The organism is Pseudomonas sp. NFACC39-1 (assembly GCF_900110355.1).
GTDB lineage: Bacteria > Pseudomonadota > Gammaproteobacteria > Pseudomonadales > Pseudomonadaceae > Aquipseudomonas > Aquipseudomonas tehranensis.
On record NZ_FODL01000006.1, the window covers coordinates 40,686 to 53,954 of the forward strand.

Below are 13,269 nucleotides of genomic sequence, written 5' to 3' on the forward strand. Positions count from 1 at the left end.
CGCTCACTCAATGAGCCTGATACACCGAGATGTCAGGTTCTGGGGGCGCTTCGCACCCCAGCGGGGATAAATCCCCTCGCCACAAATGGGGCATTGCTCAGGATTCCGGGATTCACCCCGCCACCCGCACCACGCCCATGTCGATCCCCAAATGCACCAGTTCGGCATGGGAGCTGACCTGCAGCTTGCTCTTGAGCAGCGTCAAGTGATTGGACACGGTCTTGGCGCTGATGCACAGCTGTTCGGCAATGGTGCGCGCCGGGGTGCCCCTGGCGAGCATGACGAAGATCTCCAGCTCGCGCTGGGTCATGCATTGCAAGCGCGGGTCGGTGTTGTGCCGGGTGCTGGCGCAGGCCAACTGGGTGGCCAGGGATTGCTCGATGTAGGCATGGCCGGCCAACACCCGCCGCACGGCTTCCACCAGCACCTGGGGTGCCGAGTTCTTGGTCAGGTAGCCCGCAGCACCGGCGTCCAGCGCCTGGCGGACCAACGGCAGTTCATCGTGCATGCTGAAGAACAACACCCGCAGTTGCGGCAGGCGCTGGCGCAGGCGGCGGGTGGTTTCCAGCCCACTGATGCCGGGCAGGCCGAAGTCCATGATCACCAAGTGAGGCACCTGCTCCAGCACCTGACTCAACGCCTCCTCACCGGTGGCGGCTTCCCGCACTTGCAGGTCCGGCATCAGCGCCCGCAAAAGGCTGGCATAGCCCTGCCGAACCACCGCATGATCGTCCACCAACAAAATGTTCATCACGCCTCCAGGGGAATATTCAAGGCCAGCGCCCAACCGGCGCCGGGCTGGCTGATGACGCGCAGTTCGCCACCCAGGCTGCGGGCACGCTCGGCCATCGAGTGCAGGCCAACGCCCGCTCGATGGGGCCCGGTCGCTCCCCGGCCGTTGTCACGCACCAGCAACCGCAAGCGCCCGGCCCGATGCTGCAAGCGAATCCGCACCTGCGTGGCGCCGGCATGCCGGACGACATTGGTCAGCGCTTCTTGCAACAGGCGGTACAGATGGGTCTTGTTCGAGCCGGACAACGGCGGCAACGACGTGTTGATCCGTAACTGACAGGCGATGCCCTGGGTTTGTTGCCACTGAGCCACCAGCAGTTCGATGGCCTCGGACAGCGGCAGATGCTGCAGCACCACCGGATACAGGTCTTGCACCAGTGCACGGAATCCCTGCTGCAGGTGCTCGCAATGATCCTCAAGCTGGCTGACGGTCTGCTCCAGCTTCGGCGGCTGATCGATCACCAGCCGCAGCAAGCACGCCCGGGCGCGGATCCCCGCCACATATTGGCCCAGGTCGTCATGCAGGGTCCGGGCCAGGTGCGTGCGCTCCTGCTCCTGCACGGCCAGCAGCGCTTGGGTGAGCCGGGTGTTATCGGCCTGTGCCTGGGCCAGGGCAGCGGTCATGCGATTGAAATGCCCCGCCAGTTGCCGGGCCTCCGGGATAGCGTCAGCGGCCAGCCGCACCTGCAGATCGCCGGCAGAGACCTGACGCAGGGCCTGCAGCAATTCATCAAGCAATCCCATGCCCCGGCGCACCGCCCAACGGATCACCAGCAGGCTGACCAACAGCGCCAGCGCACAGACACCCAGCAGTTGCACCAGGGAATCGAGGATTTCTTCGATTTCGTCCCGAGGATCGACCGCGATCCAGGCCCGACGACCGTCGGGCAAATCCACCACCTCGGCAGCGGGATCGTCGGCCAGTAACCAGCGGTCAAACCAGGCGGACACCCCGCCCTCGATATTCACTGGGCGCATCTGCCCCGCCGCCAGCCAGTGAACCCGCACATGACGCAGACTGCCGGTCAGCCGCGACTGGAGACTGGTCGGGTTACGTTCGGCGGTTTCACTCAGGTAATGCACCACGGACTCGGCCGATTGCAGCTCGCGTTTCACATCGGCCGTGGCTTGATGCAGCAACAGGACCGCACAAGCCAGGGTGACCAAGGCGAAAAACGCCGTCACCCCGAGGTTGATTCGCCAGAGGGCTGACATGGTTAGCGCCCCGTTCTCTGGCCAACACATAACCTTTGTGGGAGCGGGCTTGCTCGCGAAAGCGGTGGATCAGTTTGCATTGATGTCGAGGGTGCTGCCGTCTTCGCGAGCAAGCCCGCTCCCACCATTGCGCCGCACAGCCTTGGTTGCGCTGACAATCGGTCAACGCCCACCAGACTCAAGATCAGCAACAACGGCAGCAGCAGGGCTTTGAGAATCCGCACGGTCTGTCCGCTCCTGATGAATGACGATGAATGGCATCCTAAAACCCCGGCGTCGACAACGGGTTACTACCTTGGTACTGGCCCGGCGGTACTTTCTGCATATTTCCCCCAGGACGCAGGCTTCCTATGCTGGCGCTACCCGCAAATGGAGGTGTTATGCGCCGGCTCGTCAGTTACGCCTTGATCCCTTTGCTCGCAGCAGTCGGCGCCGGGTTGCCGGTCGCCGTCCAGGCTGGTGACGCCGCGCCGCTGCAGGTGCGCATCGGCTACCTGGGGTATCGCCCCGACCCGGGGCCGCTGCTGTCCAACGTGATTGAAGAGCCTGCCGATGCCGGGCTGCGCGGGGCTGAACTGGCGATTATCGACAGCAACAGCACCGGGCGTTTTCTCAAGCACGATTACCGGCTGCAAAGCGCCAGCGTCGACAGCCCCGAAGCCTTGCTCCAGGCCGCCCGAGCGCAGCATGAGCAGGGCCTGCGGCTGTTTGTGGTCAACGCGCCGTCCGCCAGCCTGCGCCAGCTCAGTGCCGCCCTGCCCGACAGCCTGTTGTTCAACGCCGGCAGCGCCGACGACAGCCTGCGCAGCACCGATTGCCTGGGCAACGTGCTGCATAGCCTGCCCGACCGGGCGATGCTCGCCGATGCCCTGGTGCAGTTCAGCGTCGTACGCAAATGGCAGCGGGCCTTGCTGATTGTCGGCCAGACAACCCAAGACCAGGCTTACGCCGCGGCATTGCGCCGGGCCATGAAACGCTTCGGCATGAAACTTGTCGCCGAAAAGGCCTGGCAGTTCGACAACGACCAGCGCCGCAGCGCCCAAGCCGACATGCCTTTGTTCACCCAGACCGCCGAATACGACGTGGTGCTGGTGGCCGACGAGCGCGGCGACTTCGGCGAATACGTGCCCTACCAGACCTGGTATCCGCGTCCGGTGGCCGGCACGCAAGGCCTGACCCCCACCGCCTGGCACAAGACCGTGGAAACCTACGGCGCGGCGCAGCTGCAAAAACGCTTCGAAGCCTTGGCCGGGCGCTGGATGAATGATCGCGATTTCGCCGCCTGGATCGCCGTGCGCAGCATCGCCAGCGCCGTGAGCAAACTGCGCCAGAACGATCCATTTGCGATCCGCCAACTGGCGCTGAGCGAGCAATTGCCGCTGGACGGCTTCAAGGGCCGCAAGCTCAGTTACCGGCCATGGAACGGGCAACTGCGTCAGCCGATTCCTCTGGTTCAGCCACGAGCGCTGGTGAGCACCTCGCCCCAGGACGGTTTCCTGCACCCTACCAACGAAATGGACAGCCTGGGCTATGACCGACCCGAAGTGAGCTGTCGCTACCCCTGATCCCTTTCAGAACAACAATAAGGAAACCGCCATGTGCCGCTCGCTGTTGCAACCTGCCCTGCTTTGCCAGGCCCTCACCCTGGCGGCGACATTGCTCGTCGCCGGCCCCGCCGCCGCCAGCATCGCCTGGGTCTCCAATGAAAAAGACAACAGCCTGAGCCTGATCGACATGCAGAGCCTGGAGGTCATCGAGACCCTGGCGGTGGGTCAACGCCCCCGAGGCCTGTTGCTGTCCCACGACAACCGCTTGCTGTACATCTGCGCCAGCGATTCGGACCGGGTCCAGGTGATGGACGTCGCCACCCGCAAGATCATCAAGGAATTGCCCTCCGGCAAGGACCCGGAGCAGTTCGCCTTGCACCCCAATGACCGTTGGCTCTATGTCTCCAACGAGGACGATGCCCTGGTGACGGTGATCGACACCCAGACCTCCGAAGTGCTGGCCCAGATCGGCGTCGGCGTCGAGCCCGAAGGCATGGCCGTCAGCCCCGATGGCAAATGGGCGGTCAACACCAGTGAAACCACCAACATGCTGCACTGGATCGACACCAGCACCCAGACCTTGGCCGACAACACGCTGGTGGACCAGCGGCCGCGTTTCGTCGAATTCAGTCGCGACGGTTCGCAGCTCTGGGCCTCGGCGGAAATCGGCGGCACGCTGACAATTCTCGATGTCGCCAGTCGCCAGGTGCTCAAGACGCTGACGTTCCAGATCAAGGGCGTTCACCCCGACAAGGTACAGCCGGTGGGCATCAAGCTCAGCGCCGATGGCAAATTCGCCTTCGTCGCCCTGGGCCCGGCCAATCACGTGGCAGTGATCGATGCCAAGACCTTCGAAGTGCTGGATTACCTGCTGGTGGGGCGGCGTGTCTGGCAACTGGCATTCACTCCCGATCAACGCCAACTGCTGGCCACCAATGGCGTCAGCGGCGATGTTTCGGTGATCGACGTGCAGAGCCGCAAAGTGCTCAAGTCGGTGAAGGTCGGGCGTTATCCCTGGGGCGTAGTGGTGACGCCATGAACGCTCTGGAGGTCAGCGACCTGAGCTTCGCCTATGGCGCGCGCGAAGCCCTCAGGCAGGTGAGTTTCAGCCTCGCAGCGGGGCGCTTCGCCGCGTTGCTGGGACCCAACGGTGCTGGTAAATCGACACTGATTGCCTTGCTCACGCGCCTGTACGACGTGCAGCGCGGTGAAGTGCGCGTCGGTGGTCATTCGTTGCAGGCTTCGCCGCGGCCGGCCCTGCGCCAGTTGGGTGTGGTGTTCCAACAGAGCACCCTCGACCTGGATCTGAGCGTCGAGCAGAACCTGCGTTACCACGTCGCGCTACATGGCCTGTCGCGGCGCCAGGGCCGTGTGCGTATCGACGCCGAACTGGCCCGCCAGGCGTTGACCGAGCGGCGCCACGAACGCGTGCGTGCCCTCAATGGCGGCCATCGTCGCCGGGTGGAAATCGCCCGGGCGCTGCTGCATGAGCCGCGTCTGTTACTGCTCGATGAACCCAGCGTCGGCCTGGACCCGGCCAGCCGGCTGGCGCTGAATCAACACGTGCGCCAGTTGTGCCGCGAGGGCATCAGCGTGCTGTGGACCACACACCTGTTGGACGAAGTACAGCCCAGCGACGATCTGCTGATCCTGCATCAAGGCCGCCTCGTCGCCAGCGCACGCGCCGACGCCGTGAGCCAGGCACACGGCGGCACCCTCGGTTCGGCCTTCACCCACCTGACCGCAGCGGGAGCTCACCCATGAACGCGTATTGGCAATGTTTCAGCGGCATCGTGGTGCGTGAATGGCTGCGTTTCGTGCTGCAACGCACGCGTTTTCTCAGCGCCCTGGTGCGGCCGCTGCTGTGGCTGCTGGTGTTCGCCGCCGGCTTTCGTGCAGCACTGGGCATTGCCATCATTGCCCCCTATGACACCTACATCCCTTATGAGGTGTACATCGTGCCTGGCCTTGCCTGCATGATCCTGTTGTTCAATGGCATGCAGGGTTCGCTGTCGATGGTCTATGACCGGGAAATGGGCAGCATGCGCGTGCTGCTCACCAGCCCCCTGCCGCGGGCCTTCCTGCTGGCGAGCAAGTTGCTGGCAACCTCGCTGATCTCGTTGTTGCAGGTCTACGCCTTTCTCGCCATTGCCTGGCTGTACGGCATCCAGCCACCGACCATGGGCCTGGTGCTGGCGTTCCCGGCGCTGCTGCTGGTGGCCCTGATGCTCAGCGCCCTGGGCTTGCTGCTGTCCAATGCCATCCGGCAACTGGAGAACTTTGCCGGGGTGATGAATTTCGTGATCTTCCCGATGTTCTTCCTGTCCTCGGCGCTGTATCCGCTGTGGAAAATGCAGGAGGCCAGCGTCTGGCTGTATTGGCTCTGCGCGCTCAGCCCGTTCACCCATGGAGTGGAACTGGTGCGTTTTGCGCTGTATGAGCAATTCAACCTGTTGGCGATGGTGGTGTGCCTGGGTTTGACCCTGCTCTTCGCCCTGCTGGCGGTGTGGACGTTCAATCCGCAGCATGCGGCGTTGCGCAAGACCGGTTGATCCCGCAGCCATGCATATCTTTCTGTGGGAATCCCTCTGTGGGAGCGAGCCTGCTCGCGATAGCGGTGTGTCAGTCAACATCATTGCTCAATGATCCGCCGCCATCGCGAGCAGGCTCGCTCCCACAGGGGTCGGTGCAGGGTCCATAGCCTCAAATTACTACTTTAGTACCGGTTTTCCTGTCTATGGTCGCATTCACAAGACCTCGACCCTGGCATGTAATGGGCGCATAACAAAAAGGATAAATGCCTATGCCCCGTTTGCTGGTGATCGTCTTGCTGGGCCTGTCGCTGAATGTGGCTCAGGCGGATACTGCGCTGTTCTCCGCGCAGGGCTATCGCATTGCCCAGTACCGCAGCCCGACGCCCACCCTTGTGGACGGCGCACAGACGCTCGATACCCAGGCCGTGCAACAACTGATGCTGCAAACACCGCCGCCAATCCTCATCGACGTCTACCGCCGGCCCTGGGTCCAGGGGCGTTTCATCGACAATGAAGCCCACGCCAATCTTCCCGGCAGCCTGTGGCTGGCCAATACCGGCGACGGTGACCTTGACCCGATCTGGCAGGATTACTTCACCCGCAGCCTGCGCAACGCCACCGCCGGGCGCGCGGATCGACCGCTGGTCTTTTATTGCCGCTCTGATTGCTGGTTGAGCTGGAACGCGGTAAAACGCGCCGCCGCGATCGGCTATAAACACTTGTATTGGTACCGCGACGGCCTCGATGCCTGGGAAGCGGCCAACCTGCCTGTGCAAGCGGCCCGGCCCGAACCCTTTCCCTGATCCAGACGAGTGCGTGCGACTGCCCCACCCATACGACAATAACGAGGTGAATGGCCATGTATAAAATCCTGATAGCCGACGATCACCCACTGTTTCGCGAAGCCATCCACAACGTCATCAGCGACGGTTTTCCTGGCAGCGAGGTGATGGAAACCGCCGACCTGGACAGCGCCCTGGTGCTGACCCGCGAGCACGACGACCTCGACCTGATCCTGCTGGACCTGAACATGCCGGGCATGCACGGCCTCAATGGCCTGATCAACCTGCGCAACGAGGCGCCGACCATCCCGGTGGTGATTGTCTCCGCCGAGCAGGACAAGCAGGTGGTGCTGCAAGCCATCACCTATGGCGCGGTGGGGTTCATCACCAAGTCCTCACCGCGCTCGCAAATGACCGACGCCATCGAGCAGATCCTCAACGGCAACGTGTACCTGCCGCCGGACATCATCCGCACGCAAAAAAGCCCGATGGGCCGGCGCCTGAACGAAACCCCGGCCTTTGCGCCCGAGCTGCTCCAGGCCCTGACCCGCAAGCAACTGCTGGTGCTGGAACGCATGACCAAGGGTGAGTCGAACAAACAGATCGCCTACACGCTGGAGATCGCCGAAACCACGGTCAAGGCTCACGTCTCGGCCATCCTGCGCAAGCTCAATGTGCACAATCGGGTGCAGGCGATTCTCAGTGCCGGGGACATTGATTTCGGGGCTTATCTGCGGCGTTGAACCGGTCCCCCACTGTTTGGACCGGGGGACATGGTTAACACTTTCCTGTGGCGAGGGGATTTATCCCCGCTGGGCTGCGAAGCAGCCCCCAGGATCTGTCAGGCGGCCCGAGTTGTCAGGTTTTAGGGTCGCTTCGCGCCCCAGCGGGGATAAATCCCCTCGCCACAAACGGTGTCCGAATCAATGGTTCGGGGGCTGGCCCAACAGGTGACTCATCGCAATCTTCAGCTTCATCGGCCGCACCGGCTTGTGCATCAGGGTGTGGCCGCGTTCGCGGATCTGCTGCTTGAGTTCGTTGCTGTAGTTGGCGGTGATCATCATGGCCGGGATCGCCGAGGCCCGGCGGGCGTTGATCCGGGCCACGGCGTCGACGCCGTTCTGCTCGTTGTCCAGGTGATAGTCGGCAATCAGCAGGTCGGCCTCGGCATGGTAGTTGTCCACCTGGCGCGCCAGGTCCTGCTCCGACAGTGCAGTCACCACACTACACCCCCACCCTTCCAGCAGCGTACGCATGCCGGCGCAGATGGCCGCGTCGTTATCCAGCACCCAGATCCGGGCCCCGCGCAAGCGCTCAAGCATCGGCTCGCTCATCGTAAGGATCGGTAATGGTTTGGGCGCGGTGGCGCTCAGGGGCACGTCGATGGAGAACACCGAGCCCTTGCCTGGCCATGAACGCACCTGGATCCGGTGCCCAAGGATCCCAGCGATTTTCTCGACGATCGCCAGCCCCAGACCCAACCCTCGATCCTGATCCGGGCGCTGCACATCGCCGCGCTTGAACTCCTGGAAGATCTCCTCCAGACGGTTTTCGGCAATGCCGATGCCGCTGTCCCAGACCTGGATGGACAGGCGTTGACGGTGCCGGCGACAGCCCAACACCACCCGTCCGCTGGGGGTATAGCGAATGGCATTGCTCAGCAGATTGCGCAGGATCCGCGCCAGCAACTGCATGTCGCTGCGCACCAGGGCCGAACACGGCACAAAGTGCAGTTCCAGCCCCTCACTGCGCGCCACCTGGACGTATTCGGCGGCCAGGTTGTCGAGCAACTCGCTGAGGGCGAACGGCGCGATATCGGCCTTGATCACCCCGGCATCGAGCTTGGAAATGTCCACCAGCGTGCCCAAGAGGTTTTCCACGTCCTGCAACGAGTGGCTGACGTTGCGCACCAGTTGTGCGTTCGCCACCGGCTCACGGCGCTCGAGCAAGGCGCTGGTGAACAGCCGCGCGGCGTTGAGCGGTTGCAGCAGGTCATGACTGACCGCCGCGAGGAATTTGGTTTTCGACAGGTTGGCCTGCTCGGCCTCGCGCTTGGCCTCGCGCAAGCGCAACTCCACCCGGCTGCGCTCGTCAATTTCGCGCAATAGCTGATCATTGAGGGTGGTCAGTTCGGCGGTGCGCTCCTGAACGCGCTGTTCCAGGTTCTGGTAGGCCTGGTGCAGCGCCTCGGCGGTGCGACGCCGTTCGGTGATGTCGCGGATCAGTACGAAGATCCCCACCACTTCACCGTTGGCCAGCCGGTTGGGCACGTAGGAGCGCAGCATATAACGCTCCTGGTTGTTGATATTGGTTTCGGCAAACTCGAACGTCACACTCTCCCCGGCCAAGGCGCGGGCCACGTAAGCCTCCAGGCGCTGGTAATGCTGTTCGCTGTGGGCCTCGCGCAGGCTCTGACCGAGCATCACGCCCCGGGGCCAGCAATACCATTGCTCGTAAACCTTGTTGGTGAATTCGTAGACCAGGTCGGCATTGAGATAGGCAATCAGCGCCGGCACGTGGTCGGTGATCAGGCGGATCCAGCGCTCGCTTTCGCTCAGGGCCTCGGCGTGCTGGTAGCGCTCGGTGATGTCGGTGAAGGTGTTGACGTAGCCGCCGGTGGGTAGCGGATGGGTGCGAATCTCCAGGACCCGGCCATCCGACAGACGCTGCTCGCTTTCATGAATGAGCCGGCCGTTGCTGTCGCGACTGGCCGGGGTCAACAATTGCAGTTCGCTGTCGGCGATCACCTCGCTGAACGGCCGATGGGCCGCCACTGGCGCCAAGCCGCTGAGCTCCAGGAAGCGCCGGTTCCACAGCTCCAGCACCCCTTGGGCATTGACCATGGCCACACCCTGGGACAGGTTGTCCACCGCACGCTGCAACAGGTGGGATTTCTGCGCGATAGCCTGTTCGCGACGCACGGTTTCGCTAAGTTTGACGTCGGTGATGTCGGTGAACAGGATCACCCGTCCACCTTCCTGGGTGGGCCGCTCGCTGACCTGCAGCCAGCGCCCGTTCTGCAAGCGGTACAGCACATGCTCATCGGCCTGGCCGCGAGGTTCTTCGCTGAATAACCCGTTGGCGGTCATCAGTCGCTTGACCTCGGAAATGCGCATCCCGGCGATAATGCGCACACGACTGTGGGCCCAAAACGCCTTGAAGCGGCTGTTGAACAGGACGATGCGTTGTTGTTCGTCGAACAGCACAAACGCGTCGGAAATGCTCTCAATGGCATCGATCAGGTGCCGATGGGCGGTTTCGGCGCGCAGCCGCGCTTCGCCCAGCAGGTGATTGCCGGCCTTGAGTTCGGCCATGGCCTGGTTCAGGGCGTCGGTGCGCTCGCGAACCTGCTCGGCCAGCACCACTGAATGCTGGAACGCCGCATACGGGTCGTTGCCCCGGGTCACGCCGGACTCCACCCGTTCGATCAAAGCGTCGTTGATCCGCCGCAGTTTGCGGTTTTCGTGCTGCAGGCTCTCGATCTGCGCTTGCAGCTCAGCGATGGCCGGGGACGCGATGGCGGGCAATGGCAACTCCGGTGAAGGTCTGGTTGATATGCATGCCATTGAACTGTTCTCCGTAGGTGTTGAAGCCCATCACGCGATGGTCGCGCAGGAACTGGCCGATCTGCTCCAGGCCGCCGCGATCTTCCAGCTCCAGGCGCCTGAGGAAGCAGTCACAGCCGATGGTCAGCAGCAAGTCACCCAGACGCGCCTGCAAGCCGCTGAACAGTTCTTGCAGGTTGTGCAGCAAAGGACCCGGGGTCATGGCCGTGAGCACGATGCCGTTCTCCACCGCGCAGTAAAAACTCAGGCTCAGGTCCGGGTGTACCTGCTGGATGGCCCGCACGTAATACTGGTCGTTGATGCGCACCGCCAGCGGATGGGCGGCGAACACCCGATAGTCCAGGGCGTTCACCGGCACGCCGATGTGTCGGGCATATTCCTCGGCGGCGGGCTCGGCGTTGAGCTCGTAAACCCGCCGAGAGGTGCTGTCGGCTCCGGTCACCACCAGTTTCTCCTCCCGGGGCAGAATGTGATGGGTGGTGAACACCTCGAAATCCAGCCAGGTGTTGACCAGCACCACTACGGCCGCGCCGCTGTGGAACTGACCTTCGTAGTACACGTGGGTGTGAGTCAGGTAGTTGTCGTCGCCGGCCGAACCACCGAAATGCGGAATGTCCCCCAGTGCCGCGCTCAGCGCCGCCAGCACCATCTCCTCGCGACTGGACAAGCCATCGAGCAAGGTCAGGGCAAAGCTGTGGCCCTTGATCGGTGCCAGCGCATTGCTGCGGCAACCGCCGGCCAGGCGTTCGACCATTTGCTGGGCGTCGATCAGGCTGAAGTGCTCCATTTCACCGATCAGCTCGGCGGCAATGGAAAAATGCCGATGATCGAAACCCACCGCTGTGACGCAGTTGCGGCCATAGCCTTGGCTGGTGATTTCTCCAGCGCTGGTGCAGCCCACCAAGCGAATCCCACCGAAACTCTGTGAGAGCGCCTGGCCAAGCGCCGGTAAGTCGTATTCAGCGGAGCAGAAAAACAGCACGAAACCCAAATGCGGGTGCAGCAACTGCCGCGCCAATTCCTGGGCAACCTGCTGGACGTCCGTTGCCTGGGACATGGCGCTTATCACACCTTCGCTCTGGGCCTTTAGCATCTTCGCCTCCGACGGGTGCGTGACAGGAGCCTTGAGTGTACGAAGTCGCGCCCGGCCCACGAATGCTACTTGGGTAGCGGGTAGACGCTTCCATGGGAGGAGAACAGTGGCGGCCCCTGCCGCGATGCGCACGGCAGGGGCCACCACAAAAAACCCGGGGCTTCGGTTGGAATGCTCTTGTGGCGAGGGGATTTATCCCCGCTGGGTTGCGTAGCAACCCCCAATACCTGGCACCTCGGTGTGCCCAGTACAACGCACTGGCTGGGTTAGGGCCGCTTCGCGGCCCAGCGGGGATAAATCCCCTCACCACAGGGTTGTGCACTGCCCCCGATGGATCATCTTTACCAGGTCAACACCGCCCCCACCGCAAAGGTGTCGGTGTCTTCGTTCTGGGCGCTGGTGTCGTGGCCGTCGATTTCGAACTGGTTGTACTCGGCCACAAGCTTGAGGTTGTCGTTGACGTCATGGAACAGCGCAATGCCGCGGGTTTCATAGTCGGCACCGCTGCCCACCACGCCATTGCCGTCGTCCTCGGTCTTGCCGTAGGACAGCGCCAGGCGGTTCTTGCCCAGTTTGTAAGAGCCCTGCATCAGGTAGCCGGTGCTGTCGACATTGCGCAACGTCGCTTCGCCGGCGTTGTTGGTGAAGAACGGGTTGATGCCCTTGGCCTGGAACCCGGAACCGGTGAGCGACAGCCCGCCCATCTTCGCCTGTACGCCATAGCCCAGGCCTTTGGAGGTCACTGAATCGACCGCGGTGTCGGTGTTGTCCGAGGTCTGGTAGCTGCCGTTGAGCCAGCTATAGATCTTCGCCCCGCCCAGGTCGAACTGGTAGGTCACCTCGCTTTCAGTGCGCGGATTCTCCTGGTAGGCCTTGCCGGTGGCGCTGCTGTCGTTGGTGTCCACCGGGTCCATGATGCCCACCGCCACCCGCAGCCCGTCCATCACCGGCGTGCGGTAGGTGATCTGCGAAGTGGGGAATGGATAAGGATAGCCGCTGCCGATGTTGCCGAACGACACGCCGCCGCCGTCCACCAGCCCGAGGGTGTCGCTGACCTGCCCGTACCCGGCCAGCAACTCGTCCAGCAGAATGTTGGAGCGGGCAAACAGACCGAAGTCCTTGCCGATCAACACTTCGCCCCATTCTGGGTTGGCCACGGTGCCGTAGAACTGTCGCACGTCAATGGCGGTGTCGGTGCCGTTGGTTTCGCTGTCGTTGATGGTCACCCAGAACGAGGCGCGGGCGCCGAGCTTGAGGTCATCGACCTGCTTGCCCATGTTGAAGCCCAGGTAGTTGGGCAAGAAGCCCATCTTGACCCGCGCCTGCCGGCGATCGAACTGCTCCCCTGCCCGGTCAACATCGCTGTTGACGTAAAAGGCGTTGATGTAACCGTCGGTGGAAAAGGTGGTCTGGTCCTTGTCATACAGCATGATTTCGGCCTGGGCCCAGGGCGTCAGGCCCAGGGTCGAAAGACCGGCGATGACCGCAGGCAAAAAACGTTGGCGGGTGTTTTTATTGTTGTGCATGGCGCGCTCCGCAACATGAGACGGGATGTCGGAGGCGATTATCGAAAGGCGTCAGGCCGCGTCATACGCTGCCTTGGAGGCAATTGGCGGATGCTTTGGCAGCGCCGGCCCGGCGCGGCAGTTTGGGTGTAAGACTACGATGTGACGGAGGGGCAATACTTAGGGCCTAACCCTGAAACTAAGGTGGGAGCGAGCCTGCTCGCGATGGCGGTGT

The 13,269-nt window shown here is 62.9% G+C and carries 11 protein-coding genes; 6 read left to right on the top strand and 5 right to left on the bottom strand.

Features of this window, described 5'->3' with window-relative positions; genetic code table 11:
* Positions 1-112: 112 nt before the first annotated feature.
* Together BMY45_RS14380 and BMY45_RS14385 are read right to left on the bottom strand one after the other, a co-directional pair.
* On the bottom strand, positions 113-751 hold the full coding sequence (locus tag BMY45_RS14380; RefSeq protein ID WP_092398665.1) for a response regulator: 639 nt from the start codon (positions 749-751) through the stop codon (positions 113-115).
* Complete coding sequence (locus BMY45_RS14385) at positions 751-2,007, bottom strand: HAMP domain-containing sensor histidine kinase (RefSeq protein ID WP_092398667.1); 1,257 nt, start codon at positions 2,005-2,007, stop codon at positions 751-753. Before BMY45_RS14385 ends, BMY45_RS14380 begins: the two co-directional genes overlap by 1 nt.
* A gap of 380 nt (positions 2,008-2,387) precedes the next feature.
* On the opposite strand from BMY45_RS14385, the gene BMY45_RS14395 reads away from it, so the two are divergent.
* From BMY45_RS14395 to BMY45_RS14420, 6 genes are all read left to right on the top strand, one after another.
* Complete coding sequence (locus BMY45_RS14395) at positions 2,388-3,572, top strand: ABC transporter substrate-binding protein (protein ID WP_092398671.1); 1,185 nt, start codon at positions 2,388-2,390, stop codon at positions 3,570-3,572.
* A 31-nt stretch (positions 3,573-3,603) separates the two neighbouring features.
* Positions 3,604-4,593 (top strand): YVTN family beta-propeller repeat protein, encoded by a 990-nt coding sequence (locus BMY45_RS14400; RefSeq protein WP_092398673.1) that lies wholly within the window; start codon positions 3,604-3,606, stop codon positions 4,591-4,593.
* A complete protein-coding gene (locus BMY45_RS14405; protein ID WP_092398675.1) occupies positions 4,590-5,318 on the top strand; it encodes an ABC transporter ATP-binding protein in 729 nt (242 codons plus the stop codon). The genes BMY45_RS14400 and BMY45_RS14405 overlap by 4 nt, the downstream gene beginning before the upstream one ends.
* A complete protein-coding gene (locus tag BMY45_RS14410) occupies positions 5,315-6,106 on the top strand; it encodes an ABC transporter permease (RefSeq protein WP_092398677.1) in 792 nt (263 codons plus the stop codon). The genes BMY45_RS14405 and BMY45_RS14410 overlap by 4 nt, the downstream gene beginning before the upstream one ends.
* 251 nt (positions 6,107-6,357) lie before the next feature.
* Positions 6,358-6,891: a PQQ-dependent catabolism-associated CXXCW motif protein gene (locus BMY45_RS14415; protein ID WP_092398679.1), complete on the top strand. Its 534-nt coding sequence runs from the start codon at positions 6,358-6,360 to the stop codon at positions 6,889-6,891.
* 56 nt (positions 6,892-6,947) lie between these two features.
* Positions 6,948-7,613, top strand: a complete 666-nt coding sequence (locus tag BMY45_RS14420; protein WP_092399330.1) for a response regulator transcription factor — start codon at positions 6,948-6,950, stop codon at positions 7,611-7,613.
* Between the two features lie 180 nt (positions 7,614-7,793).
* Here BMY45_RS14420 and nahK read toward each other — a convergent pair whose 3' ends face one another.
* The 3 genes from nahK to BMY45_RS14435 form a co-directional block, all read right to left on the bottom strand.
* Positions 7,794-10,436 carry a hybrid sensor histidine kinase/response regulator NahK/ErcS' gene (gene nahK, locus BMY45_RS14425; protein ID WP_092398681.1) on the bottom strand — a complete coding sequence of 881 codons (2,643 nt, stop codon included), beginning with the start codon at positions 10,434-10,436 and terminating at the stop codon, positions 7,794-7,796.
* Entirely contained in the window at positions 10,366-11,529 is a 1,164-nt protein-coding gene (gene nosP / locus BMY45_RS14430; protein WP_092398683.1) for a nitric oxide-sensing protein NosP, read from the bottom strand. Before nosP ends, nahK begins: the two co-directional genes overlap by 71 nt.
* A 341-nt stretch (positions 11,530-11,870) precedes the next feature.
* Positions 11,871-13,055 carry a porin gene (locus tag BMY45_RS14435; protein WP_092398685.1) on the bottom strand — a complete coding sequence of 395 codons (1,185 nt, stop codon included), beginning with the start codon at positions 13,053-13,055 and terminating at the stop codon, positions 11,871-11,873.
* Between the last annotated feature and the right edge of the window lie 214 nt (positions 13,056-13,269).